The 25974-nt window shown below is 63.7% G+C and carries 23 protein-coding genes and 1 pseudogene; 15 read left to right on the forward strand and 9 right to left on the reverse strand.

The genetic code is table 11. The features are described 5' to 3' along the window. Window positions 1-62: 62 nt before the first annotated feature. Together ACPFL9_RS05615 and ACPFL9_RS05620 are read left to right on the forward strand one after the other, a co-directional pair. On the forward strand, window positions 63-878 hold the full coding sequence (locus ACPFL9_RS05615) for a glycosidase (RefSeq protein WP_426006302.1): 816 nt from the start codon (window positions 63-65) through the stop codon (window positions 876-878). Window positions 879-970: 92 nt separating this feature from the next. Beyond that, window positions 971-1255 (forward strand): acylphosphatase, encoded by a 285-nt coding sequence (locus ACPFL9_RS05620; RefSeq protein ID WP_426006303.1) that lies wholly within the window; start codon window positions 971-973, stop codon window positions 1253-1255. On the opposite strand, the gene ACPFL9_RS05625 is transcribed toward ACPFL9_RS05620, so the two are convergent. The 3 genes and pseudogenes from ACPFL9_RS05625 to ACPFL9_RS05635 form a co-directional block, all read right to left on the reverse strand. Continuing rightward, window positions 1252-1605: a PIN domain-containing protein gene (locus ACPFL9_RS05625; protein ID WP_426006304.1), complete on the reverse strand. Its 354-nt coding sequence runs from the start codon at window positions 1603-1605 to the stop codon at window positions 1252-1254. The two genes, ACPFL9_RS05620 and ACPFL9_RS05625, sit on opposite strands and share 4 nt — an antisense overlap. A gap of 275 nt (window positions 1606-1880) precedes the next feature. Continuing rightward, window positions 1881-2735 (reverse strand): annotated as a pseudogene (locus tag ACPFL9_RS05630) (PfkB family carbohydrate kinase); the annotation flags it as partial. 26 nt (window positions 2736-2761) lie between these two features. Beyond that, window positions 2762-3535, reverse strand: coding sequence for a GntR family transcriptional regulator (locus ACPFL9_RS05635; RefSeq protein ID WP_426006306.1), 774 nt, complete (start codon window positions 3533-3535; stop codon window positions 2762-2764). Window positions 3536-3670: 135 nt separating this feature from the next. On the opposite strand from ACPFL9_RS05635, the gene ACPFL9_RS05640 reads away from it, so the two are divergent. From ACPFL9_RS05640 to ACPFL9_RS05650, 3 genes are all read left to right on the forward strand, one after another. Then, window positions 3671-5098, forward strand: a complete 1428-nt coding sequence (locus ACPFL9_RS05640) for an MFS transporter (RefSeq protein WP_426006307.1) — start codon at window positions 3671-3673, stop codon at window positions 5096-5098. 72 nt (window positions 5099-5170) lie between these two features. Continuing rightward, the gene (locus ACPFL9_RS05645) at window positions 5171-6163 is read left to right on the forward strand and encodes a nucleoside hydrolase (protein ID WP_426006308.1); all 993 of its coding nucleotides are present in this window, start codon (window positions 5171-5173) and stop codon (window positions 6161-6163) included. Between the two features lie 354 nt (window positions 6164-6517). Next, the gene (locus ACPFL9_RS05650; protein ID WP_426004607.1) at window positions 6518-7756 is read left to right on the forward strand and encodes an IS110 family transposase; all 1239 of its coding nucleotides are present in this window, start codon (window positions 6518-6520) and stop codon (window positions 7754-7756) included. Window positions 7757-7788: 32 nt separating this feature from the next. Here ACPFL9_RS05650 and ACPFL9_RS05655 read toward each other — a convergent pair whose 3' ends face one another. Then, window positions 7789-8541: an ArsR/SmtB family transcription factor gene (locus ACPFL9_RS05655; protein ID WP_426006309.1), complete on the reverse strand. Its 753-nt coding sequence runs from the start codon at window positions 8539-8541 to the stop codon at window positions 7789-7791. 391 nt (window positions 8542-8932) lie between these two features. Here ACPFL9_RS05655 and ACPFL9_RS05660 point away from each other — a divergent pair, with 391 nt between their 5' ends. Genes ACPFL9_RS05660 through ACPFL9_RS05680 form a run of 5 tightly spaced genes read left to right on the forward strand, consistent with a single transcriptional unit; the run spans window position 8933 to window position 15252 of the window. After that, window positions 8933-11005 carry a beta-galactosidase gene (locus tag ACPFL9_RS05660; protein WP_426006310.1) on the forward strand — a complete coding sequence of 691 codons (2073 nt, stop codon included), beginning with the start codon at window positions 8933-8935 and terminating at the stop codon, window positions 11003-11005. Next, on the forward strand, window positions 10996-11970 hold the full coding sequence (locus ACPFL9_RS05665; RefSeq protein WP_426006311.1) for an ABC transporter permease: 975 nt from the start codon (window positions 10996-10998) through the stop codon (window positions 11968-11970). Before ACPFL9_RS05660 ends, ACPFL9_RS05665 begins: the two co-directional genes overlap by 10 nt. Before the next feature lie 41 nt (window positions 11971-12011). Further along, entirely contained in the window at window positions 12012-12881 is an 870-nt protein-coding gene (locus tag ACPFL9_RS05670; protein ID WP_426007496.1) for a carbohydrate ABC transporter permease, read from the forward strand. A gap of 5 nt (window positions 12882-12886) precedes the next feature. Continuing rightward, a complete protein-coding gene (locus ACPFL9_RS05675; protein WP_426006312.1) occupies window positions 12887-14536 on the forward strand; it encodes an extracellular solute-binding protein in 1650 nt (549 codons plus the stop codon). 20 nt (window positions 14537-14556) lie between these two features. Further along, on the forward strand, window positions 14557-15252 hold the full coding sequence (locus tag ACPFL9_RS05680) for a YesL family protein (RefSeq protein ID WP_426006313.1): 696 nt from the start codon (window positions 14557-14559) through the stop codon (window positions 15250-15252). On the opposite strand, the gene ACPFL9_RS05685 is transcribed toward ACPFL9_RS05680, so the two are convergent. The 3 genes from ACPFL9_RS05685 to ACPFL9_RS05695 all read right to left on the reverse strand — a co-directional run bounded on the left by ACPFL9_RS05685 (window position 15249) and on the right by ACPFL9_RS05695 (window position 17977). Next, complete coding sequence (locus tag ACPFL9_RS05685) at window positions 15249-16586, reverse strand: amidohydrolase family protein (protein WP_426006314.1); 1338 nt, start codon at window positions 16584-16586, stop codon at window positions 15249-15251. The genes ACPFL9_RS05680 and ACPFL9_RS05685 overlap by 4 nt on opposite strands. A gap of 168 nt (window positions 16587-16754) precedes the next feature. Further along, window positions 16755-17186 (reverse strand): VOC family protein, encoded by a 432-nt coding sequence (locus ACPFL9_RS05690; RefSeq protein ID WP_426006315.1) that lies wholly within the window; start codon window positions 17184-17186, stop codon window positions 16755-16757. 35 nt (window positions 17187-17221) lie between these two features. Next, window positions 17222-17977, reverse strand: coding sequence for an SDR family oxidoreductase (locus ACPFL9_RS05695; protein ID WP_426006317.1), 756 nt, complete (start codon window positions 17975-17977; stop codon window positions 17222-17224). A gap of 184 nt (window positions 17978-18161) precedes the next feature. Between ACPFL9_RS05695 and ACPFL9_RS05700 the strand changes: the two genes are divergently transcribed. Further along, window positions 18162-18851, forward strand: coding sequence for a hypothetical protein (locus ACPFL9_RS05700; RefSeq protein WP_426007497.1), 690 nt, complete (start codon window positions 18162-18164; stop codon window positions 18849-18851). A gap of 7 nt (window positions 18852-18858) precedes the next feature. Here the strand turns inward: ACPFL9_RS05700 and ACPFL9_RS05705 are convergent, their stop codons facing one another. Further along, entirely contained in the window at window positions 18859-21201 is a 2343-nt protein-coding gene (locus ACPFL9_RS05705) for a glycoside hydrolase family 3 N-terminal domain-containing protein (protein ID WP_426006319.1), read from the reverse strand. 210 nt (window positions 21202-21411) lie between these two features. Here ACPFL9_RS05705 and ACPFL9_RS05710 point away from each other — a divergent pair, with 210 nt between their 5' ends. Genes ACPFL9_RS05710 through ACPFL9_RS05725 form a run of 4 tightly spaced genes read left to right on the forward strand, consistent with a single transcriptional unit; the run spans window position 21412 to window position 25313 of the window. After that, window positions 21412-22518, forward strand: coding sequence for a Gfo/Idh/MocA family protein (locus ACPFL9_RS05710; protein WP_426006320.1), 1107 nt, complete (start codon window positions 21412-21414; stop codon window positions 22516-22518). 23 nt (window positions 22519-22541) lie between these two features. Continuing rightward, on the forward strand, window positions 22542-23522 hold the full coding sequence (locus ACPFL9_RS05715) for a PmoA family protein (protein ID WP_426006321.1): 981 nt from the start codon (window positions 22542-22544) through the stop codon (window positions 23520-23522). Next, window positions 23522-24268, forward strand: a complete 747-nt coding sequence (locus ACPFL9_RS05720; RefSeq protein ID WP_426006323.1) for a cupin domain-containing protein — start codon at window positions 23522-23524, stop codon at window positions 24266-24268. The genes ACPFL9_RS05715 and ACPFL9_RS05720 overlap by 1 nt, the downstream gene beginning before the upstream one ends. A gap of 22 nt (window positions 24269-24290) precedes the next feature. Next, on the forward strand, window positions 24291-25313 hold the full coding sequence (locus ACPFL9_RS05725) for a LacI family DNA-binding transcriptional regulator (RefSeq protein ID WP_426006324.1): 1023 nt from the start codon (window positions 24291-24293) through the stop codon (window positions 25311-25313). Between the two features lie 65 nt (window positions 25314-25378). On the opposite strand, the gene ACPFL9_RS05730 is transcribed toward ACPFL9_RS05725, so the two are convergent. Beyond that, window positions 25379-25819, reverse strand: a complete 441-nt coding sequence (locus ACPFL9_RS05730; protein WP_426006326.1) for a hypothetical protein — start codon at window positions 25817-25819, stop codon at window positions 25379-25381. Window positions 25820-25974: the final 155 nt, after the last annotated feature.

Genomic DNA, 25974 nt, shown 5'->3' on the forward strand with positions numbered 1-25974 from the left:
TCGCGCAAATTAACAAATCATTGGCAAACTTCTAGGGAGCATCCACCCATTGAAGGAGAAGCATGGGCGCGAACACCGCCGAGAACACCAACCTTCGTTTGAAGGCCGTATTGGACATCCTCGCCGAAGGTGTCTGGTCCGGAACGACGCTGAACGCCGGTGAGGTACTGGCCGAGGCGATTGCCCGTGTCCCGTTCAACGCCCACGAGGCTGAACTGCTCAGTGGCGGCATCCCGCGGGGACACAAGACCCTGACCTCCGCCTCCGCCAAGCTGGTCAAGGCCGGTTGGCTGGTCAAGGGCCGTTCCGGCTGGACCATTCCCGAGGATGGGCTGCGTGCCACGGTCGCCTTCCCGGACGTTGCGGCCTTCGCGGAAGCGCTCGACGCCGAGACCCCCATTCCGGACGATGTCGCCGTTCCGACCGCGCCGCCGGCCAGGCCCAAGACCAAGCGCGCCGCCGCACCCAAAAAGGCTGCCGCTCCCAAGAAGGCTGCGGCTCCGAAGGTCGCCGCCGCGAAGAAGTCCACCCGCAAGGCTCCGGTCGAGGCAGCGGCGACCACCGCCGTCGAGACCCTTCCCCAGCCCGAGGCCGTTGCCATCGCTGGTGACTTCAACAAGATCCTCGGCGCCCCCGAGGACTGGGCCCCGCAGTATGACGAGGCGCAGATGGAGTTCAACCCGTTGGTCCAGCTGTGGTCGCTGACCGCGGAACTACCGTCCGGCTTCTACACCTACAAGATCGCGCTGAACCGTTCCTGGGATGAGAACTATGGCGCGTTCGGCACACGCGATGGTGCCAACCATGAGTTGAACCACGACGGCGGTCCGGTCACCTTCACGTACGACCACGCCACGCGCGACATCGTGGTGGCCTAGCTTCCCGTCCCACGAATCGTGCCCTTGTTCGTCCATCCCTACCCTGAAGGAGGGGAGCGGCGAACAAGGGCACGATTGGTTAAGGTGGGTCCATGAGTGCAGAGCACGTGAGGCTTACCGCACGCGTCACCGGAGTCGTCCAAGGCGTGGGCTTCCGCTACTGGACGGCTCGGAAGGCCGAGGAACTCCTTCTGAGCGGGACGGTTCGGAACCGTTTTGACGGGTCCGTTGAGTTGGTGGCCGAAGGGCCGCACGCGGACGTCGACCGCCTGCTGGACTGGCTCAATTCGTCCAACGCTCCCGGGCAAGTGGAGGACGTTGCGGCCGACATCTCGGACGCGACCGGGGAATTCGACGACTTCCGGATTATCGGCTAGGCCCCTGGGGACGACGCTGCAAGTCCGGACTCCTTGGCAGCAAGCAGCAGTTCCTGATCGTAAGCAACCAAGTTGTCCACTTGGAGTCGGATGGCCGTGGCCAGATGAATCCCGTCAGCGCTGCGGAGCTGCCTGGGCATTGCTGAAGCGAACATCAGGTCAGCACGGGTTACATCCACCAAGTTGATCGCTGATAGGACGTCGTTGACCACGTCGAAAGGTAAGCTTCGGCGGCGGGCTGCACAGTGGAGTTCCGTATAGAGCAGCATCGAAGCGACCAGATGCCCTCCGGAGGAGCTGATGTGGGTCAGGTGATCGGCGAGGGTTTGCGACTCCCGTTCGTCAGCCACCAACTTCAAGATCGCCGAAGTGTCTGCATAAACGATCACCGATCACCGCGCAGGTCGGCGAGTATCTCGGCTGTCCCAAGCTCAATTTTGACTCGCGGTATGAGACGGAAATCCACTGGCGAATCTACCGCTGGCCGAACGCTTCCTGCTTGCAAAAGCCGTTCAAAGGGCGACGAAGAGGGTGGAATGAGCGTAGCGGCGACCTCGCCGTTGTTGGTCACATCAATGACTTCGCCATTCTTGACACGCTCAAGGATGAGGGTGCCAGCCATCGGGCGGGTCGCTTCGATGTAGTGCTCCAACCGCTGCAGTGCCGGCTGGGAAGAGGAATCGCGGACGGCATCGGCACCCACCGCGTTTGCGGCGGCCAGGGCATGGCCATGCGGCAGCCCGGATTGCAGCGCCAGAACCAAAGCTGCGCAGAAGGCATCCCCGGCGCCGATGGTGTTGGCGATGTCGCTTACCGTGACGGCGGGAGCTTCCGCCACCCTTTCGCCGTTCTTGAAGATCGCCGAACCTTCCCCGCCGTAGGTCACAGCCACCAGCGGGGCGTTCCGCAGCTCGGGGATGAGCTCATATTCCGTTTCGTTGACGATCACCAGGTCGCAGCGTTCCAGGAGTTCGGGCAGCAAAGGTGCGGCCGGTGCGGCATTCAGGGCGAAGAAGCCCCTGGTGCGGCGGGCGGTCTCCAGAACCACGTCCTGGTCGACTTCGAGTTGGCACAGCACTGCCTCGTCCTCGGCGAAGGATACGTCGTCCACGGAAACCTGCCCGTTGGCGCCCGGGCACACGACGATCTGGTTTTCGCCGTCGGAATCCACCAAGACCAGCGCGGTGCCGGTGGCGCCGTCAACCTGCGCTACGTCCGCAACGTCGACGCCGGCACGCGCCATGGCATGCAGCAGGGTGCGGCCCGCTTCATCCTGGCCAACGGCCCCGACCATGCGCGAGGCACCAGCGAGCCGGGCAGCGGCGACGGCCTGGTTGGCGCCCTTTCCGCCGGGCTGTTGGCGAAGGACGCCGTCGCCCACTGTTTCGCCGGGGGAGGGGAGCCTGTGGGTGGTCGCCGTGATGTCGAGGTTGATGCTGCCAACGACGGTCAGCGCAGGCGAAGTCAGGGAAGAGCTCATGGGAAGGCCTATCTGGGAAATGAACTTCAGGAGGACTGGATGACGGAGAGGTGCCCGGCCCTGGCAGCCACGAGGCACTTGGCCAAGTAGAACGGGGCTCCGTTCCGTCGGACGTACTGGGTGAGGACCAGGACCGGATCGGAAGGCCGGAGGTCCAGGAGTTTGGCGCGGCTGGGACCGGCGGTGCTGAGGCTGATCTGGCACTCGCCTGGGCCCAGGGTGGTCCCGGTCAGGCCGGCCAGGAGCTCCAGCAGTGTCGGCGCGGGGAGCCCGGGAGCTTCGGCGGCCTCTGTCAGGGCCCCGGCCTCAGGAATGTCCTGCGCTACGTTCTCCTGCAGGTGCGCCACGGGCTCGCCGTTGCGGATCAGTACGCTTTCCCAGAACCACACGTCGTCATCGGGCTGGACGCCGAGGCCGGGCGCCACGAATTCCGAGGCCGGCTGTTTGATGGCCGCCACCCGTTTGACCTGGATATCCGAGTCCTGGCCACCCAGCAGTTGGTCAAACGGACGGATGTGCTCGATTCCAATCCGGGGCAACGAGTCGGCCACAAACCTGCCAACTCCGCGTCGTGCCCGCGTGAGCCCGTCTTCCTCCAGGAGCATCAGCGCTTCCCGAATGACGGTGCGGCTGACGTCCATCATGTTGCCCAGTTCGGTTTCCGTGGGCAGGAGTGAACCCGGCGGCAGGAGCTTGGTCCTGATCGCCTCGGCGATGCGGGAGTAGGCGGCCACGCGCAGGGGTTGGCCCTGCTGGGCTGCGATGGGGCGGGACAGGAACTGGACGGCGTTGTCGGTCAAGGGAGCCTCGCTAGGAATCGGTTAGGGACACTGTACCGGAGAAATGGGAGAGGTTGCACAAGCTCGTAATACATGCTTGTATAACAACTCACATCTCGCGGCGCTTGCCGGCGCCCTCGGACAAAGGAGTTTGATGTGAACATCCCCAACACCGCGGTGGAACCGCAGGAGACAGCGCTCGAGGCAGCCGAGGCAGGCCGTTTCCACGGCCGAGCCGCTGCCTTCCTGATCACCACCCTGGTCCTGGCCGTTCTGGCATTCCAGCTCAACGCCAGCATGATCACCCCGGCCCTGCCGCACATCGGTACGTTCTTTGGCGAATCTCCCGAGGCCGTGGCCCAGGTCCAGTCCATGTTCTTCCTGGCAGGTGCCATCTCCGGCCCGGTGATCGGGAGGTGGAGCGACTTCATCGGCCGCCGCACCGCGCTCCTGCTGGTCCTGGCCATCATGGGCGCAGGTACGGTGCTGTGCATCTTCGCCCCGAACCTTCCCCTGCTGGTCACCGGACGCTTCCTGCAGGGCGTCTCGAGCGCCATCTTCGCGCTGTCCTACATCGTCCTCAACGAGCATCTGCCTGCACGGCTTTTCGGCACGTCCATCGGCATCATCGCAGCCATCAACGGCGGCGTCGGCGGAGTGGATGGCTACTTCGGTGGCCTCATGGCTGAAACCATGGGCTTCCAGTCGATCTTTGTCGCCGTGCTGGTACTGGCCGCGATCGCCGTCGTCTGCGTCATCAAAGTAGTCCCCAAGGGACGGTTCGCTGCAGCCGCCGGCACTATGGACTGGTGGGGCGCCGGTTCGCTCTCGGTGTTCCTCGTCTTCATCACGTACTTCGTGTCCACCGGTTCCTCCGCAGGCTGGACGTCACCGGCGGCACTCGCCCTCCTCGCCGGCAGCATCGCGTCCTTCACCGCCTTCTGGCTGATCGAGAAGAAGCGCCAGACTCCACTGGTTGCCGTCCACCACCTCCGTTCCCGCCAGGTGTGGCCGGTGATCGCCACCACCGTGCTGACCCTGGCCGGCATCTTCGCTATCATCAACTTCACCGTGGTGCTGCTGAGCCAGGACAAGAACAGTGGTTTCGGCCTGTCCGCATCGGTGGCGGCACTCTTGTTCCTGACGCCCGCTGCCCTGATCGGCGTCTTCGCGGCTCCGCTTGCCGGCTGGATCGCCGACCGCCGTGGATGGATCAAAACCGTCCGCGTCGGCTCTGCAGCCAGCCTTGTCTGTGCGATCGTCGCGGCCATGTTCGCCAACAACCAGGTGGCTGTCCTGATCGCGATCGCCGCGTTGGGCATTTTCTACAACGGCTTCTTCCTGACCGCGATCAACGGCCTCTCCGTCCTGCTGTCGCCCAAGGAAGCACCGGCCGCCCTGCCGGGCATCAACGGAGCGAGCTTCGGCATCGGGGCGAGTCTCGGCGTCGTGGTCGTTGCGCCGTTCGCCGGCCTGGGCACCGCAGCCGGGTACTCCACGGCCCTCTGGATTTCCGTGGGCATCACCGTTCTCGCGTTCATCGTGAGCCTGTTCATAGCAGCGCCTAAGGGCGAAAAGATCTAACGCACGACGCCGGACCCCGCCGCCGGGGGCCACTGACCAACCCTGTTCCGAAAGACCCGAAATGAGAAAACCATGAACCAGCCCGCACCCTTCTTCCTCGACTGCGACACAGGTATCGACGATGCCCTGGCCCTCGCCTATCTCCTGGCGTCGCCGCTGGCGGAGCTGGTGGGCATCGGGACCGTCAGCGGCAATGTCAGCGCCGCCGGAGGTGCCCGGAATACGCTGGATTTGCTGAAGCTTGCCGGGCGTCCGGATATTCCCGTGGCCGTGGGCGCCCACGATCCGCAGGTTGGCACGTTCCACGGTGGAGCCCCGCATGTGCATGGAGACAACGGCATTGGAGGAGTGGAGTTGGAACCGTCGGACCGTGAGCCGGTGCCGGGTACGGCCGCGGAACTCCTGGTGAAGCTGGCGCATGAGCATCCCGGTGAGCTGCGCGTCGTGGCCATCGGCCCGCTGACCAACATCGCCGAGGCTCTCCGGCTCGAACCCAAGCTGCCCGAACTCGTGGCCGAGCTGACCATCATGGGTGGGGCGGCGTTGGCCCCCGGAAACATCACGCCCGTGGCCGAAGCCAACATCGCCAACGATCCCGAAGCCGCGGCGGAGGTTCTGGCTGCCGACTGGGATGTGACCCTGGTGCCCCTGGATGTCACCATGACCAACGTCCTGGAGGAGAGCCACCGCCAGGAACTCCTGGCCTTCGATCACCCTGTTTCGCAGGCTCTTGGCGGGATGCTGGGCTACTACTTCGGTTTCTACGTGGACATCTTCGGCCGGGCCTGTTCCGCAATGCACGATCCCCTCGCCGCGGCCATCGCCGTCAGGGGAGTAGAGCTGGCCGTGGCGCCCAAGGTCCGGGTGGCCGTGGACACCACCCATGGCCCGGGCCGTGGCCAGACTGTGTGCGATCTCCGCGGGCAATATGTGGGCTTCCCCGATCAGCGCGGCGCACGGTGCCGGGTAGTGCTCTCGATCGGGGAGGAGTTCGCCCCGCATCTCCTGGGAACCATGAAGGCCGCCTGGCTTAGTGACGCCCAGACGCCAGCCCCCGCCGCCTAACCCAGGCGCGTCCCCTCCCAACTGGGTCGCACTTGTGCGCGTTTTGAGCGCTGAAAACGCGCACAAGTGCGACCCAGCGTGTGAGTGCCTTCGGCGCGCCGTGATCCGGGAAAGTATGCGGTTGGCTCGCCTGGGCTCTGGTGGGCTCTGCCCATACGGGTTGATCATGGGATTGTTCGTCTCGGTGAACGCTGGCCCAACTTGGTGCCTTGAGTCCGTGACCCAGCGTGGCGTGGAGGACTTCCACGGGAACCGTGGATTGTTGCTTTCAAGCACGGGTACTAGATTCCTGAATATTCTCCCTGTCCTCCCCGAGACGACGCCGGTAACTGGATGTATTGAAGGGAAGCTGGAATGGACATTGTTCATGAACGGGCCGCGGGAATGGATATTTCCAAACGCGACGCGAAGGTCTGCGTGCGGGTCCCCGGAGAACGGGCAGGGACCTACACCTCAAAGGTCACAACCTGGGGCGCGACCACGCACGCGATCCTGGAACTTCGGGAGTTCCTCGAACGCGAACACGTCACTGTTGTGGTGATGGAAGCGACCAGCGATTACTGGAAACCGTTCTTCTACCTGTTCGAAGAAACCCTGCCGGTGATGCTGGTCAACGCCAAAGCCGCCCGGAACATCCCGGGACGCAAAACCGATGTCTCCGACGCCGCGTGGCTGGCCCAACTGGCCGCGCACGGGCTGCTGCGGGCATCATTCGTGCCGCCCGAACCCATCCGCGAACTGCGGGACCTCACCCGGGCCCGCGCCATCGCCACCCGCGACCGGGCCCGGGAAATCCAAAGGCTGGAGAAGTTCCTGGAAAGCTCCGGGATCAAACTCTCTTCCGTGGTTTCAGACCTGACCGGGGTCTCTTCCCGGGACATGCTCGAAGCCCTCATCAACGGCGAACGGAACCCCGAGGTGCTGGCCGGGATGGCCCGTGGAATGCTGCGCTCGAAAATCCCGGCACTGGTCGACGCCCTCACCGGCAGGTTCAAACCCCACCACGCATTCATGGCACGACTGCACCTGGACCAGATCGACGCCCACACCCGCACCATCGATACCCTCACCGCACGCATTGAGGAGGCGATGGAACCCTTTCGTGAGGCCAGGGAAGCCCTGGCCACCATCCCCGGAGTATCCCAACGAGTCGCCGAAGTGATCATCGCCGAAACCGGAGCGGACATGAGCGTGTTCGAAACCCCGGGCCGGCTCGCGTCCTGGGCCGGGGTCTGCCCCAGCGCCAACGAATCCGCCGGCAGGATCAAATCCAGCCACATCATGCCCGGCAACAAATACCTCAAAGCAGCACTCGGCACCGCGGCCATGTCCGCGACCCGATCCAAAAACACCTACCTCGCCGCGAGATACCGCCGCATCACCGCCCGCTCCGGAACCAACAAAGCCCTCGTCGCCATCGAACACTCCATCCTCACAGCGGCCTGGCACATGCTCCGCAACGGCGAGTGCTACACCGACCCCGGCGCCGACCACTTCAACAGGATCAACCCAACCAGAGCCAAGAACAACGCCATCAAACAACTCAACAACCTCGGCTACAACGTCACCATCACCCCGGTCACCGCAGCCTAACCCACCACTACTTTCGTACTAGTTGGGTTCCCCTAGGCGTACATGAGCGAGCCCGGCGTGGTGAGCGTTTCGCCGGTCTCCAGCCACGTCTTCAGGCCGGAGAGGATCATGGGCCAGCCGCCGTAGAGTTGGTCGTTGGCGCCCTCGCGCAGCTGGTCGTGCGTCACGGTGAGGTGGCACGAATCGCCCACGGGTTCAATCTCCCACGTGATCCGCGAGGTTCCCTCGGCCTTGACGTCCTCGCCCCACAACGCGCGCATGGTCTGGACCAGCCGACGCGGGGGATCGACTTCGATGTTTTCGCCTTCCCCGAGCGGTGCGTCGGCCTTGGGATTGCGCATCTCAAAGCGCCCACCCTGCGTCCAGTCCGAGGTGAAGGTGTTCCCGAACTGGTACTTGCTCCGGATCTCACTGGTGGTGATGGCTTCCCAGAGCCGCTCCGGCGTGGTCTTGATGTAGATTTCGAAGATCTTTTCCATGGGACTTTCCAATCTGGATTTCAGGTCGCTGAGGGCAGCGGCCCATGGTTCTGCATATTTGCTCACCCAGCGATCGTGGATGAGCCGGATGGGGACCGGGTTCAGGAAGTGCAGCTTTTCACGCCCCCGACGGCGGGTGACCACCAGGCCTGCATCTTCCAGCAGTTTGAGGTGCTTTGCGATGCCGAAACGGGTCATCTCGAACCGGGCTCCGAGGGCACTGAGGGTCTGCCCGTCCTCGCGGAACAGCTCATCGAGCAGTTCCCTCCGGGTGGGGTCTGCCAGTGCTTTAAACACGGCGTCCATGGGTTCAGAATAGGTGACCATTTAGTCACGTGTCAATGGATTATCCTGAGCTTCTCCGCACGATCGCGGGAATGCGCCGAGGTCGCTGTTCCTTTCCGGGCCCATTCGAAGGCTTCCCGCGAACTCGCGAGTACGGCCCGGCAACCGGAAAGTTTCTGAAATTTCGTAGAAACAAACAGCCACATTCTGTGGGAATTTTGCGATTCATCCCGGCCCCAACGCCAACCCATCGCCGGAAAGTCCTACGCCAGCGCCGATTAAGGGCCGCTAAGTTACTCGCAAGTTTCGGATACTGAACTGTTGTTATTGCCAAAACTTTACGATAGTTTCTCCCTGTGATGCGCGTCGCACTGAAGCTTTTGGGGCGACGAAGGCCGAGCGAAGGACAAAGATGACCATCCACCCAGCGGAATTACAGGGCGCGGAAGAGCGCTTGAAACGCCTGCACGAACGCCTCGGCGGCATTGCCTACGGCGGCGACTACAACCCCGAACAATGGCCCCGAGACGTCTGGCAGGAGGATGCCAGGCTCATGCAGGAAGCCGGCGTAAACCTCGTGACCCTGGCGGTCTTTTCATGGAGCCGGTTGGAGACCAGCCACGGCGTGTTCGATTTCGAATGGCTCGACGAGGTCATGGACCTGATGCATGAGCACGGAATCGGCGTGGACCTCGCCACCCCGGACGCCGTCCCGCCCGCCTGGCTCGTTGAACAGCACCCCGACATCATGCCCGAACGCGCGGACGGCAGTATCTTCGGTTTCGGGTCACGCCAGCACTTTGATGTCTCCCACCCCGTTTACCGCGAGAAGTCCCTGGCCTTGGCGGACAAGATGGGCGAGCGCTATTCCGGCCACCCTGCGCTCCGGATGTGGCATGTCGGCAATGAATACGGTCCGGCGTCCTACGGCCCCTGGGCGGAGAAAGCGTTCCGTGAATGGCTGCAGCGCAAATACGAGTCCTTGGACGAGCTCAACCAGGCCTGGAGCACCGCGGTGTGGGGGCAGCTCTACACCGCTTGGGAACAGGTCCGGGTGCCCGCCCAGCCGCGAACATGGTCCAATCCCTCGCGGCGCCTGGACTTCCACCGCTTCACCTCGGACAGCATGCTGGAACACTTCAAGGCTGAACGCGACATCCTCCGCAAGCACAGCCCGGACCTGCCGATCGTCACCAACTTCATGCGGTTCTACAAAACCAATGACTACTGGGCATGGGCAGCGGAAGAAGACGCCGCCGCGCTGGACATCTACCCCGATCCCCGCGAAGACGACGCACATATCGCAGCCGCGCTCAACTTCGACCTCATGCGTTCACTGCGCCACGGCCAGCCGTGGTTGGTCATGGAACAGGCTACGGGCGCGGTGAGCCAGTGGTCCATCAACGTATCCAAGCTTCCCGGAAAAATGCGGCTGGGCTCCTATCAGGCCATAGCCCAGGGCGCTGATTCGATCCTCTTCTTCCAGTGGCGCCAGGCCCGGGGCGGCACGGAACGTTACCACTCGGCCATGGTCAACCACGCCGGTCCCAACACCCGGATCTTCCGCGAGGTGTGCCAACTGGGCCAGGAACTGAAGTCACTGGCCGGCCTAACGGGCACCCGGTCCGCGGCAAGGGTGGCAATCGTCTTCGATTGGGACTGCTGGTGGGCCCTTGAATTGGGGAACTCACCCCGCTCCGATTTGAACTACACCACCGAAGTCCTTCGCTTCTACCGTCCGCTCTTCGAATCAAACGTGACCGTTGATTTCGTCAACGCCACCAGCGACCTGTCCCAGTACAGCCTGGTCATCATGCCGGCGTCGTACCTCCTCACCGATGAGGCGGCCGCTGGGTTCGAGGACTACGTCACGGGCGGTGGCCGGCTGGTGGTCTCCTACCTGTCCGGCATCGTGGACGAAAACAACACGATCCGCCTGGGTGGCTATCCCGGCGCGCTACGGAACGTCCTGGGTGCATGGAGCGAGGAGATGCATCCCCTTGCAGGCGAGGATGAACGCGTAAAGCTCGTGACGGCCGACGGCAGCACCTCATCCGCAGGCTACTGGACCGAGCACTTGCATGCCGTAACGGCGGACGTCGTGGCCAGCTACGCCTCGGGCCGGCTCGCGGGGTCTCCGGCCGTCACGCGCAACTCCTTTGGCCGGGGGACTGCCCTGTATCTGTCAGCACGCGTGGACGACGACCTGCTCCGGCAGTTGCTCGATGAGGAACTCCAGGCCTCAGGTGTGGAACCGGTACTGGACGCCCCCGCCGGAGTCCAGGCCCGCCGTCGTGACGCTATCAACGCTGAGGGCACCCGCCGCAGCTTCCTTATGGTGCTCAACCACAATGACGCGCCGGCCCGGGTGGACGTGCTCGACGGCGGTACGGACCTCCTCAGCGGACGCGCGGTTAAGGGCCCGGTTGAGCTGGAAGCCAACGGCGTCCTGGTGCTGGCGGAAGGAGTGGGAGCATGGCACTGAGAATGGACGCTCCTCCTTCCGGGGCCGTAGAGGACAAGCCTCAGCAGAAGCGGCGTGACAAACCCGGAAGCTGGAAGCTGGCGTTCAAACGCGATTGGCGTTTGTACACACTGTTAGCGCTACCACTGGCCTACTTCCTGGTTTTCCGGTACCTGCCAATGGCCGGGAACGTGATCGCATTCCGCCAGTTCCAGCCCGGCGGCAACATCTTCGGCGAGAAGTGGGTGGGCTTCAAATACATCACCCTCTTCATCAACGATCCCAGCTTCTGGCAGGCGTTCCAGAACACCATCATCCTGGGCGTCCTTACATTGGTGTTCTGCTTCCCGATGCCGATCATCTTTGCCCTGATGCTCAACGAGCTGCGCTCGCAGAAGTTCAAGAAGTTCGTCCAGACCGTGGCGTACCTGCCGCATTTCATGTCCGTGGTGATCATCGCCGGCATGATCCTCCAGAACTTCTCATTGACGGGAACCGTCAACCAGATTTCGGAGGCGTTGTTCGGCAACACCGTGAACTTCACGCAGGACCCCACCTGGTTCAGGCCCATGTACATCAGTTCCGAGGTGTGGCAGACCATGGGATGGGGCGCCATTCTGTACCTGGCCGCCCTGACCCGGGTGGATGAGTCCTTGTACGAGGCCGCCAGAATCGATGGCGCCAACCGGTGGCAACAGACCTGGCACGTCACCTTGCCGGCGATTCGCCCGACGATCATTACCCTGCTGATCCTCAACATCGGCACGTTCATGGCGGTGGGTTTCGAAAAGATCCTCCTGATCTACAACCCCCTGAACTACGCGACCTCCGACGTCATCTCCACCTACCTGTACCGGGTGGGCCTGGAATCCAGCAACTTCAGCTACGCGGCTGCGATCGGGATGTTCGAATCCGTCATCGGCCTCACGCTGATCCTCTCAGCGAACGCGATCTCCAAGCGCGTCGCAGGAACGAGCCTCTGGTGAGCAAAACTTCACGAGCCGAACGCGGCGTGCTCCTTTCGGACATGAAAGTGTCCACCGGCATGCGGGTGTTCCGGGCTTTCAACCTGGTGTTCCTGCTGCTGGTGGTCTTTCTGACCGTCTATCCCTTCCTGAACATCATTGCCCAGTCCTTCTCGAGTGAAGGCTTCATCAATGCCGGGCAGGTCAACCTGTTCCCCCTGGGCTTCAACACCGAGACCTACAAGCTGATCCTGGCGGACTCCGCCTTCTGGACCAACTACGGCAACACCGTCCTGTACACCGTGGTGGCCACCGCCATCTCCATGGTCCTGACCACCTCATTTGCCTATGCGATCGCCAAGAAGGACTTGAAGGGCCGAAGCCTGTTCATCGGGCTGGCGGTGTTCACCATGTTCTTCAACGGCGGCCTCATTCCCAACTATGTGCTCATCAGTTCCTTGGGAATGAGGGACACCCTGTGGGCCGTCGTGCTGCCGAATGCCATCAGCGTCTTCAACCTGCTCATCATGAAGTCCTTCTTCGAGAACATGCCGCGCGAACTGGAAGAGGCGGCTTCCATTGATGGCTTGACCCAGTACGGGATCCTGTTCCGGGTGGTCCTTCCGCTGAGCAAGGCGATTGTTGCCACCATGGTCCTCTTCTATGCGGTGGCCAACTGGAACTCGTGGTTCCAGGCGTTCCTTTACCTGGACAACCCGGACCTGTTCCCGGTCACCATCTACCTCCGCAACATGATTGCCGGGGTCACCACGGCCGGATCGGCAGGCGGCACGGCAGAGAACGTTGGCCAGATCGCGGCCAACATCCAGTCGGTCACGATCGTGCTGACCGTCATCCCCATCCTTTGTGTCTATCCCTTCGTCCAGAAGTACTTCTTCTCGGGCGTGATGCTCGGCTCCGTCAAGGAATAACCCTTATGAAAGGACACCCAATGATCACCAAACGAGAGTTCCGCAGGAGGGACTTCCTGGGCCTGGCGTCCGTGGTCACGATCGGCCTGGTCATGACCGCATGCGATGCGGACACCACGGAAAAAGTGGATACCTCGAAGAACCGGACGGGCGCCATGGACAGCTTCGGCGTCGGAGACACGTTCAAGGCGACGCAGCCTTTGACGTTCACGTTCCTGTTCTCGGACCAGCCGACCTACCCCTACAAGAAGGACTGGCTGCTCTTCACCAAGATGGCCAAGGACAACAACGTCACTCTTGAACCCACCATCGTTCCCAACAGCGATTACGAACAGAAGCGCAGCCTCCTCATCAGCTCCGGCAGCGCGCCGGAAATCATCGCCAAGACCTACCCCGGGCAGGAATCGGCCTTCGTGTCCGCCGGTGCCGTGCTGCCCGTCAGTGATTACGTGGACCTGATGCCGCACTTCCAGGACAAGGTCAAGAAGTGGAAGCTCGAACCGGAAATCGAGGCCCTTACCCAGGAGGATGGCAAGTACTACGTGCTTCCCGGCCTGCACGAGGAGCTGTGGCCTGACTACTCGCTGTGTTTCCGCAAGGACATCCTGAAAAAGGAAGGCCTGTCCGAGCCCAAGACCTGGGATGAGTTCCGCGAGGTACTCCGTTCACTCAAGAAGGCCTACCCGGACGTCATCCCGTTCTCCGACCGTTTCAAGGGTGACAGCGTCCTGAATTTCGCAGCACCGACCTTTGGAACGGTCGCGGGATGGGGACTGGTTGACGGGCTCCTGTTCGACCAGGACAAGAAGGAATTCGGCTTCGCCGCCGGATCGGAGAAGTTCAAAGACCTGGTCGCGTACTTCAACTCGCTGGTGTCTGAAGGTCTGATGGATCCGGAGAGCTTTACGCAGACCGACGACGCCGCCATTCAGAAGTTCGTCTCCGGAAAGTCGTTCGTCATCAGCGCCAATTCGCAGAACGTCATCACCTACCGCACGTCCATGGAACAGTCTCTGGGCAAGGGCGACTTCGAGATTGGGAAGATCACGGTTCCGGGGGGACCGGAGGGGGACATCATTGGCGGAACACGCCTGGAGAACGGCATCATGCTGAATTCGTCCGTGAAGGACAAGGAGTCGTTTGTTGGGCTGATCCAGTACATCGACTGGTTGTTCTACAGCGATGCCGGGCAGGAGTTCAGCAAGTGGGGCGTGGAGGGCACCACCTTCACCAAGGAAGGTGGCAAGCGGAAGCTGGCAGCCGACATCAACTTCCAGGGCCTCAACCCCGCCGGGACCAAGGACCTGCGGGTGGACTACGGCTTCTCCGGCGGTAACTTCGCCTACGGCGGGCCTACGGAACTGCTGCATTCGACGTTCAATGACGAAGAACTCGCCTTCCAGGACGCCATGAAGGCCAAGACTCCCCGGCCCGTTGCGCCGCCGGTTCCGTTCAATGATGTGGACCGCGAACAAGCGACGCTGGCACTTACCCCGCTCAAGGACCACGTCAAGCAGAACGCACTCAAGTTCATCACTGGTCAGCGGGGCATGGGCGAGTTCGATGCTTACGTCAAGGAACTGGACAGCAAGGGCATGGCCAAATACGTAGATCTCGCCAACAAGGCGTACAAGGCCTACGCGGACAAGAAGTAGTTTCCAGACAGGAGCAGCTGATGACAGCAAGGAAAGCAGAGTTCGGTACCGGTGCCCTGTTCAAGGCCGCCGGTACCGTCCAGGGCGTGATGATCGTCGGCGGCCTGTTGGTGGCCACCAACATCCTCCTGGTTGTGTCGCCGTTGCTCGTCGGCGTGATCGGGCCCGTCGCCCTGCTGCCGCTGCTCCTGACCGGGCCGTCGGTTGTTGCTGCCTGCTACGCCTTCAACCGCCTTGTTGCCGGAGAGGACACAGGGGTGTTCCGGGACTTCCTGGGGTCTTACCGGAACAATTTCGGACAGGCGCTGGTGGTGGGGTTGCCTTACCTGGGCGTCCTTGCTGTCATCTGTGCCAACCTCCTCAGCCTGCCGGGCAGCAACCCTGAAACGGTTGCTGCCCGGGCAGGCCTGCTGGGACTCGGCATCCTGATGGGCACTGCGGCAGCCCATGCCTTGCTGCTGCTGTCCCGTTTCACCTTCCGGACCGTGGACATCCACCGGCTTGCCGCCTACAGCCTCGGTGCCCACAAACGCGTGTCCCTCGGGAACGCAGGCATACTCTTCGTCACCGGTTTTGTGCTGCTGTCCACCACAGCCTGGCTGATGCTGTTTGTTGTTGGCTTGGTGGTGTATCTCCTGTGCTTGAACTCGCGCCCATTGCTCAGGCTCGTTGAGCGCCGGTTTACCACCGCACGGGAGCCCCAACCGGCCGGTTAGAGGTTCGTCCTGACCACGGCTCCCTGCGCGATGACAGTGCTGACCTTCTCCAGGGCGGTGCCGTTGGTCAACGGGTCCGCGTCCACCACTACAACGTCGGCAACTGAGCCGCGAACCAGCCTGCCCACCTCGTCACCGCGGCCAAGCAAGCGGGCCGCGTTGGTTGTGGCCGCCTGCAGTGCCTCAAGGGGTGACAGGCCTGCTTCGGCCAGGAGCCGCGCCTCTGTGCCGATCGGGGTGACGTCGGTGCCAAAGGAGTCGGTACCGGCAACGATCGTGACGCCGGCATCTTTCGCAGCGCGCACGGCGGCCTGGAGGATCGGGGTGTATTCCTTGCCGCGGGCAGCCAGGACGGGGTTGCTGGACCCGGCCATGCTGGTGATGGCATCCATGGTCGGGGTGAAGAAGGTGCCCCGCCGGGCCATCTCCTGGATGGTTTGCTCCGATACGAAAACGCCGTGCTCGATGCTTTTCACCCCGGCCCGGACAGCGCCGTCGATACCCTCCGCACTGTAGGCATGGCACAGGACGCCCGCGCCCTTGGCGGCCTTCACGATCGCGCCGATCTGCTCCACGTCATAGACCAGCTCGCGGGGGTCCTGTTCGGGCAGGCCTGCGCGCGGATTGGCCCGGGTCTTGATGACCTTTGCCCCGCGCTTGATGTTGACCCGGGTGAGGTAGGCCAGATCCTGCGTTTCGGTGATGCCGCCGCTGATGGTGGCCAGGGGAGCCAGGTCCGGATCGGCCAGAAGCGAGTCGCCTTGATCCGGTGAAATGAAGAGGCCGGCGGGGGTCATGCGGGGTGAAACGCCCGGTGCCCACGACGGCAGGGCGGCCAGGGCAATGTCCTGGTAGAACGTGCTCGAACCGCTGCGGACGCTGGTGGCACCACCTTGGAGGAGGAGGCGGGCGTCTGCCAGCGCATTTGCATGGACGTGGGCATCCACCAACCCCGGCAGGACCCACCGGCCGGAGGCGTTCAGCACGCGGGCGCGGTTCACGACGGCGGCAACAGCCTTGCGCGTCTCATCCCGGCTGCCGACGGCGGTCACCTTACCGCCGTCGAGGACCACGACACCGTCGGCCACGGCGTCGCCGGTCTTGGGGTCGACAACCGTTCCGCCCTCGATGATGACGGCCTGAACAGTGAGCGGCTGGCCGGGGTAGTTGGGGCCGGAATTGGGGTTGTCAGCCTTGGCTGCAGGGGCTGTTGCGAGTTGGCTGGCGATTCCTGCTACCGAGATTCCGGCCAGCGCGGCGGCTCCGGCGAGGATTCCGCGGCGAGGCAGTTCGCCCTTCGGCGTAGGTGCTGAGGTGTGGTCGTGAAGGCACATCGTTGTACTCCTGGGCAAGGGGATGCCGACGCGCTGCCGCATGGCAGACGTCAACTTTTGGTATTCCAGAATGCCCTAGCAGCAGGGTATTGCGCAAGGATAGAGCCACTAAGCCAGCCTAAGATTGCTCTTGGTATGCCACAAGCCGGACTTATCTCAAGGCAGCACTTATCCGAAAACCACCGTGCCGGCGTCGTCGATCCGCCAGCCCGGGTTGAACGCAATTTCCCAGACGATGCCGTTGGGGTCCTTGACGTGGCCGTGGAAGATGCCTCCGAAGTCGCCCGGCTGGGCCGGTTTGAGGACGGTGCCGCCAGCGGCTTTCAATTGCTCGATGGTGCTGGCCACAGCTGCCTCGCTGCCAACGTTGTGTGAAAGCGTTACGCCGCTGACGCCGGTGGTTGCCGCCGAGCCGCCCAGGTCTTGATTGAACTTGTCGGCATCGAAGAGCCCGAGTACTTGTCCGGGGGCCACCTGGAAGAAGATGATCTCGCCCGGGACGTCCATCAGTGGATCCCAACCGAGCCCGTCCTTATAGAAGGCACGGGCCCGGTCCAGATCAGGCGTGGCAAAGGTGATGAAGTGCAGTCGCTGGTCCATGACAGCCATGCTAGCTACAGGGTGCGACAGCGCACCTAGCCCAGGTGCTGCCGGGTCCCGTTCAGGTCCGCGGCCGGGGCGGTGAAGAGGGCAGCTATGTGTTCGGCGAGTTCGTTGACGTGCGTGTAGCCCGGGAACTTGCGGTGCGGTGCAGCGTCTTTCATAGCGTCATCCAGCAGGGCCTTGACCACGAACACCACTGCCGCCGAAGTCTGCTCCCTGGGCTCGGTTTTGTGGCCGGACTGTGCGGCATTGAAGCCGTCGGCCACGCCGAGGACCCATGCCTCGGATGCAGCCTTGATGGCCGAGTAGCCGGCGCCGGAAGCCGTGGGTTTGGCGGCCGTAGTGGCCGATACGATCGCCAACCTGCCGCGCGGTGAGGCTTCAAGGTCGGGGTAAAAGGTGCGCGAGGTGTTCCGGAGGGTGGTCATGATGCTGGTGTGCAGGACGTCCCAGTCCTCATCCTTCTGGCCCGTGATGCCTTCGCCACCCCTCCAGCCGCCCACGAGGTGAATCAGTCCGTCCACGGGGCCGAGGTCGTTGTGTACCGAGGCGGCAAGCTTCGCCACTGATTCCGGGTTCGCCAAGTTGCAGGTGTAGGTGGCAACGCCGGGGTGGGACGCGGCCAGGACCTCAAGCCTCGCAGCATCGAGATCCACGGCGGCGACCTTGGCACCGGCCTTGAGCAGGGCGGTCACCACGGCCTGGCCGGCGGCGCTGGTGGATCCCGCGACGACGATGTTCAGGGGGCGGGTGGAGGCCACGTCGTTGTGGTCATTCGTGGTGGTCACGGCAGGTCCTTCCGGATAGCACTAACGGTCCGGACGAGCATACCCAGTCAAAAGGATCGCTAATGGCAAAATATGTCGAGGCTAAGGATTCGTCATGCTGGGGCCGAGCTTCGGAGCCCATGGACGCCGAACCTTCACCGGTCCACCGTTGAGGCCCGGTCCGCGGCGGTGGGAGGATGGCTCTGTGGAACCCTTCTTCGACTTTGTCGGTAATTACTGGTGGCTCGTGTTCGTCTTTGGCGGGGTGGCCGGCGGCTGGGCCAAGTCATGGTCAAGGGCCAGCGAACGGCGCCACCGCCGCAAGGTGGAGTTGTACAAGCTCAAGAACCAGCAGGCCATCGCGGAGCAGGCCAGCCAGTCGGAAGTCGCAGCGCTTATGGCCGCCCATGATGCCGTCAACCACAAGTGGCTGGACTACGAACTCGACGTCGGAAAGCTCATCGATTTCCCGCTGATGACGGATGTCCGCGAACCCCTGACCGTAGCGTTCCTCCGGGCGAAGAAGGAAGCCGACGGAGTCCGGCCTTCCGCTGCCGCGGACATCACCACGGCGGCCAGGCTGGCGGAATACCGGGCGGCCGTCCACAGCTACGAGATTGCCTTTGACATAGCCGAGCGCGAAGCACGGCGGATCAAGGACGGCAACTTCACCGGGCCCGAACGCCAACGCCTGGCAACGGCAAGGAAGCTGCTGCGGATCGCCGAGGATGTTGCCGCTACCCCTGCGGAGCGGCAGACGGCCTACAAACGCGCCCGCAAGGAACTCGACGGATTGATCGTCCTTCCGGAAGCGACCGTGGCAGCGCTGGAGGAGAAGATCGCCGGCATGCTCAGTTCCCGCCGCGACCCGGAAGCTGACGCCCGGATGGCCTGAGCCGGAGTCAGTCCATCCGGACCCTGGCCGGCGTCAGCATCTGACGGTCAAAGCCAACCACCCGGCGCACGCCGTCCAGGATGACCTCGTGGGTGGCGGCGTAGTGGCTGCTGGATGTCCCGACGTGCAGCTTCACCAACCCCGGGGTCACCACGCGCTCCAGATCCAGGCCCGTGAAGGACGTGCGGTCTGCGTGTACCTCGAATTCGACGACAGCGGAGGCTCCGGCGTCCAGTTCGACACGGGCATAACCGATCAACTCCCGCACCGGGCGGACGACCTCGCCGACCGGATCTTCCAGGTAGAGCTGCACGATTTCCGCTCCCGGCAGGGACCCCGTGTTGGTCACGCGGCAGGACAGCGTGAGCGTTCCCTCCGTGGACATGGTGGGGGCGCTGCAACGATGGTCCGAGAGGTCGAAGGTCGTGTAGGAGAGGCCGTGACCAAAAGCGAACAGCGGGGACGGATCCAAGGCACTGACTTCTGTGGCGCCGGCCAACTTCGAATGCAGGTAAGTGCCGGGCTGGCCGCCGGGGGAGCGTGGCACGGAGACGGGCAGCTTGCCGGACGGATTCACGACGCCGGTCAGCACGTCCCAGACGGCTGCGGCACCTTCTTCGCCGGGAAAGAAGCCCTGAACGATTGCGTCGGCGCGATCCACGAAGTCGCCCAGGGCATAGGGTCGGCCGCTGAGGACCACGATCACTGACCGGGTTCCCGTTTCGCCGCACACCGCCAGAATGCGGTCCAGCATTTCGTGCTGGTCGCCGGGAAGCTGCAGGCCGGCGGCGTCGTTGCCTTCGCCTGACGTGCCACGGCCGAACAAGCCGGCGTTGTCGCCGACCACGATCACACACGTGTCCGCAGAAGCCGCGGCGGCACAGGCGTCCGCGATCTGTTCCCCGGTGGCCGACTCGCAGTTTCCAGTTACCGACACCGCAACAGAGTCATACCGGCCGGCGGCCACGGCTGCCACCGAGGGGACGGAGATCCCCATGGGTACGTCGGGGTGCGATGCACCCACGTGGGCATCGAACGAGTAGCACCCGAGCATGGCGAAGGGGTCATCAGCCAAGGGGCCAACAACGGCCACAGGGCCGGACGGAGCCAGCGGCAATGCTGGCTGTCCCTTGAAGGACCGGTTGCTCAGCAGGACCAACGACTGCGCCGCCAGCTCCCGCGCCACCTCCCGGTCTTCTGCAGGATCCAGGTCAACGGGTCCGGACAGGGCGGGTGGTTCTGCACGGAAGTCCGGGGACAAAAGCCCCAGCTCGGCTTTCTGCCGCAGCACCCTTCGCAGGGCTTCGTCCACGGTGGTTTGGTCCACAACTCCCTCACGCACCTTGGCCAGCAGAGGCCCACCGAAACAGTTCACGGTTGGAAGTTCAACGTCGACGCCGGCCGTCAAGGCCAGCGCGGCAGCGTCACCGGAGTCTCCGGCCACGCCGTGGGTGACGTCCAGGAAGGCGACCCCGAAGTAGTCGGCAACGACAGTCCCGGTGAAGCCCCACTCCTCACGAAGCAGCCCCGTCAGAAGTGCGCGGTTCGCGGCGGCAGGTACGCCGTCGACGTCGGTATAAGCGTGCATCACCGAACGGGGCGCGCCATGGCGGATGGCCATTTCGAACGGCGGGAGCATCACGTCGGCGAGTTCGCGCGGTCCCATGGAGACCGGCGCGTGGTTCCGGCCTGCCCGGGAAGCGGAGTAGCCGACAAAGTGCTTGAGCGTCGCTACGATTCCCGTGGACTCAAGGCCCTGGACATAGGCAGTGGCCACGGTGCCTACCAGGTAGGGGTCCTCGCCGATGGTCTCCTCCACGCGGCCCCACCGGAGGTCACGGACCACATCCAGCACTGGAGCCAGGCCTTGGTGGACACCCAGGGAGCGCATGGACCGTCCAATCCGGGACGCCATAAGACGCACCAGTTCGGGGTTGAATGTGGCACCCCAGGCAAGGGGCACCGGGAACGCTGTCGCCTTCCACGCCGCCAGGCCGGCAAGGCATTCCTCGTGGACCTGTGCCGGAATGCCGAAACGGGACGCAGCAACGATCTGCTCCTGGGCGGCGGCAAGTCGTCGCGCGCCCTCGGAGGGTTCCAGAGGAACAGTGCCGTACATCCGGGTGATCTGGCCCAGGCCCTTGGCGATCACCTCGTCCCACGTTCTTGAGTCACCGGCCATGTGGTTCTGCAGCGGGGCCACAGAGTCACCGTCCGTTGAAGCATTGACCCAGACGCCGACCAATTGGGCGAGCTTTTCTTCGAGCGTCATTTCACGGATGAGATGTTCCACCACGTCCTGGGCGGGGATGCGGGCTAGTGCTTGCTTTTCGGCGGCGCCGCTGGTCACTGGGTGCTCCTTGGGTTGGGAGGAAGTTTTTAGAAACTATCAGAAAGTTGTGTTTACTTTCCAGAGCCAAAAGTGTTGACTGGCTACTGATGCATCAACCGGCGTGCCAGCGATCCTCCGCGCCCCTGGGGTCACCGCTGTTGTACGCGTGAGCTTTCCGGGCGCGTCCCCAAACCAGAAACTTTCCGACCTCTCAGCAGAAAGATTCCCATGAACACCTACAGAGTTGCCATCGTCGGAACGGGCGGTATCGCTGCCGTCCATGCCGCCAACCTGGCCCGCGCCGAAGGGCGCGCCCATGTGGTTGCAGCGTGCGACGTGGACGACCACCGGCTCCAGTCCTTTGCCGACGAGCACGGCATCCCCGGCCGCTACACACAATTGGGCGAGCTGCTTGCTGAGGCCAGGCCGGACATCGTCCACCTCTGCACTCCACCGATGCTGCACATCGACCAGGCCATTGAGTGCCTCGAAGCCGGAGCCCATGTCCTGTCGGAAAAGCCACCGGCCCTCAGCCTGGCCGACTTCGACCGCCTGACCACGGCCCAGGCGCGCGGTGGCGCCCAGTTCTCCTGTGTGTTCCAGCACCGCTTTGGCGACGCTTCTGCCGCGGCCCGCACGCTGATCGGCGGAGCTGACTTCGGGCGTCCCTTGGTGGCCCGCTGCGACACGCTCTGGTACAGGCCGGACGAGTACTTCGATCTTCCTTGGCGCGGAACGTGGAAAGCCGAAGGAGGCGGACCCACCATGGGCCACGGCATCCACCAGTTCGACCTCCTGCTGCATCTCCTGGGCCCATGGGAAGAGGTGACAGCCCTTGCGTCCCGGCAGGCACGGGCAACATCCACCGAAGACGTCTCGGCAGCCCTGGTCCGCTTTGGGAACGGAGCAGTGGCCACCGTGATCAACTCACTGCTGTCCCCGCGGGAGACGTCCGATATCCGCATTGACTGCGAATTCGCCACCGTTGAACTCAGCCACCTCTATGGCTACAGCCCCGACAATTGGACCATCACCGCCGCGCCCGGCCACGAGGAACCCGTTTCCACGGCATGGAACACCCAACCGCTCGACCGGGGCAGCGGCCACTCCGCCCAGTTCCTGGCCATGTATGACGCGCTCGACGCCGGATTGCCGCTCCCGGCCGGAGCAGCCTCAGCGCGGCAAACACTGGAGTTCGCTGCCGCCATTTACGCCTCAGCCTTCACCGGCCAGCCCGTCAGGCGCGGCGACATCGTTCCCGGACATCCCTTCTATGGCGGCATGGACGGCGAGGGACTCGGCACCAGCGTCCTCGCCGCCACAGCACGCGCCTAATCCATCATCAGGAGAACCTTCCCATGACAACTGCAGCCCAGACCGACCCGACAACTACCATCGGCTACTTCGATGACGGACGCTCGTTGACCTTCGGTGTCGACGGACGGCATCTCGCCACCTATGTCTATCGGCCCGCGGACGACCAGTACGAAAGCCCCCGGCCCTTCTTCCATCCGCTCACCACCCTGGGGGGAGACGAAGTCACCATTTACCGACCGTGGGACCACGTTTGGCACAAAGGCCTGTCGTGGGCACTTCCCAACGTGGGCGAGCACAACTTCTGGGGCGGCGCCACCTACACCCGCAGCACCGGCTACGCGAACCTGGACAATAACGGTGCCATGAACCACGAAGCGTTCGCCCGCATCCAGGAAAGGCCGCAAGGGATCACCGCCACGGAATCCCTGGTGTGGACGGCACAGCCTGCGGAACCCGGCACATCCTTCGAACCCGCTCCGCCCGGAAAGCCCCTCATTTCAGAACAACGGAGCTTCGCCATCCAGCTCCTGCCCTCAGGAGAGGAATGGGTGCTGCTTTTCGACACCACCATGGAGAATGTTTCCGGGACTGAAATCACCATCGGCAGCCCCACCACGGAAGGCCGCGACAACGCAGGTTACGGCGGGCTGTTCTGGCGCGGTCCCCGTTCCTTCACGGGCGGCGAATTCCGCTCGGAGACAGGCTCCGGAGCGGACGAATTCATGGGTACCCGGTCACCGTGGATCGCATTCACAGGCCAGCACGACGACACCTGCCGGAAGTCCTCCATCCTCTTCGTCGAGGACCAGGCCAACCCCGGCGCCTCCAACCAATGGTTCGCACGCTCGTCCATGTTCGCCTGCCTCGGCTCGGCGCCGTTCTTCAGCGAAGAAGTCCCGCTCAAGGTGGGCGAGCCGCTCAGGTACAGGTACGCCGTCGTGATTGCGGACGGCAGCCTGGACGCCGACTCGGCTGCGGCGCTCGCCGAAGCCGGACGGGTTGCTTTGGAGTCGTGGGCCTAGTGTGCAGCACCTTTCCGGGCGCCACCGCAGTTTCCGAGGTGAGCATCTATGACTGGCCGGGAGCCGACGGTGCCGCGGGAGGTTCGCCGCACCTCCACACCGCATCAACGGAGGCTTACGTGGTGCAGCAGGGGACCGGCCGCCTGGAGACGCTGGACTCACGGGGGTTCACCACCACGCCGTTGGAACCCGGAACAGTGGTGTGGTTTACGCCCGGAACGGTTCACCGCGCCATCAACGACTCCGGTGACCTGCGCGTCCTGGTGGTCATGCAGAACGCCGGCCTGCCCGAAAACGGCGACGCTGTCATGACGTTTCCGCCTGAGTATCTGATGGACTCCGACGCTTACGCCCGCGCGGCGCAGCTTCCGTCACAGAACGCCGACGGCGGTGACGTCACCGCTGAGGCGGCCGCGCGCCGTCGTCGTGATCTGGCGTTGGAAGGGTATTTCGACCTCAAAGCCGCCGTGCTGGAGGCCGGAGTCGCGGCGCTCGCCGACTTCCATGCCGCTGCCGGGCGGCTGGTGCGTGGGCGAACGGACGCTTGGCGCGGATACCTGGCTGATGGTGCGTCGAGGCAGGCGGGCACCACTGCCGAGCAGTTGGCAGCCCTGGACGCAAAGGAAACTTTCTACATGCAGGAGGCGAGGACTACGATGGGCGAACGGAAAACCCGCAGAATTTACGGCATGTGCGGTCGGATCCAGGCATGGGAACTTTCCGAAACTGTTGTTGCCGGGAGGTGATTCCCCGGCTGAAAGGGGCTTCATGGCAACCAAGCAGGACGCGGGGCGGGCAACCATCGGCGAGATTGCGCGCGAGGCCGGGGTGTCCGTGCCCACGGTGTCCAAGGTCCTCAACGGCCATGCCCATGTAGCGGCAGCAACGCGTGCCAGGGTGGAAGACATTATTGCCAAGCGCGACTACGCCCGGCGGCCGGCCAAGCGCAGGAAACGGGCCGGGCTGATCGACCTGGTTTTCCCGGGGATGGGGTCCGAGTGGGCCTGCGAGATCATCGAGGGCGTGGAGCGCGTTGCCCAGGAAGCCGGCTACGGCACCGTGGTGAGCAGCCTGTCCCTGGATGGCTCCCGCATCCGGCCTTGGTTGGCGAACCTTGCAGAGCGGAAGTCCGACGGCGTGCTGTTGGCGGTTTATGAACTGGACCCCAAGCAGATCCAGCGCATCAAGTCGCTGGGCATTCCCGTTATCCTGATCGATCCCGTGGGCCAGCCCGGTCCGGAGTTGATGACCGTGGGGGCGGCCAACTGGGATGGAGCGTTTTCAGCCACGGAGCATTTGCTGAAGCTGGGACACACGCGCATCGGCATGATCGGCGGACGTGAGGACCTGCAGTGCAGTGGTGCCCGCGAGGACGGGTATTTGGCTGCGCTTCGTCGAGCCCGGGTGGATGTGGATTCGAGCCTGATGGTGCCCGGTGACTTCTCCATCGAGTCGGGGGAGAAGGGGACCCGCGCCCTCCTGGCGCTGAAGAACAGGCCCACCGCGATCTTCACCGGCAACGACGCCCAGGCCCTGGGTGCCTATCGGGCCGCGCGCTCGGCCGGCCTGCGGATCCCGGAGGATCTGTCCATCATCGGCTTCGACGACATCCCCGCTGCGGAGTGGATCGAGCCCGGACTGACCACCATCCGCCAGCCCGTGGTCCAGATGGCTGAGACGGCCATGCGTGCGCTGCTCCGGCACTTGGAGGGGGATGAAGAGTTGCCGAAGCGGATCGAACTTGGCACGGAATTGGTGGAGCGGGGGTCCACGGCGGCGGTGCCTTCTTAAGGTCCGTCGCGCTTAAGGTCCGTCGCAGCCCCCGCTCAGCCGGGATGCAGCCCCGCCCGGGAGTGCTACCCGCGGCCCATGCTGGTGGACGGGTCTTCGCCGCCCTCTGACGGGTCCGCGCGCAAGGCGTCCGGGTCGCCGTCGGGAAGGCCTGCCGGGCCGGGGACGTCACCGGAAGCTGCCGGCACGTTCGCATCCCCTTCTCGGTCCTGGTTCACGTCGCTGTCGGTGTGCACGCCGCCGTCGCCCGCGAAGGTGTCTCCGGTATCTGTGCCGCCGGTGGAAGGTCCTGCCGATGCGGCGTGGCCGGATGTCCGCCGGGCCTGTTCCTCCGGGGTGTCGGAGTCGTTGGCGTTGGACCCTTCGCTGAGGGAGGAGTGGACGTGGATATCGTCCTCTTTCTCGTTCGGTTCCGGCACCCGTCCCTTGTTCACCGGGTCGGAGGTTCCTGCCAGATCTTCCATTGCGTTTTCGGCTGCATTGCGGATGCTGTCTCCTACGCCCATCAGATGTCTCCTTTCCGAGAACCGGTCCGCGTGTCGGACCCGCCTACTAAAGTAAGCCTACTTACTTTCTGTCCGGAGTGACACCCTCGGTGAGTTGACAGATCGCAGCGTGTGAGGTTCATGAAACCGCAGGTCGTGCCGCACTTTGTACCGGT

This window comes from Paenarthrobacter sp. NyZ202 (genome assembly GCF_049860755.1).
Classification (GTDB): domain Bacteria; phylum Actinomycetota; class Actinomycetes; order Actinomycetales; family Micrococcaceae; genus Arthrobacter.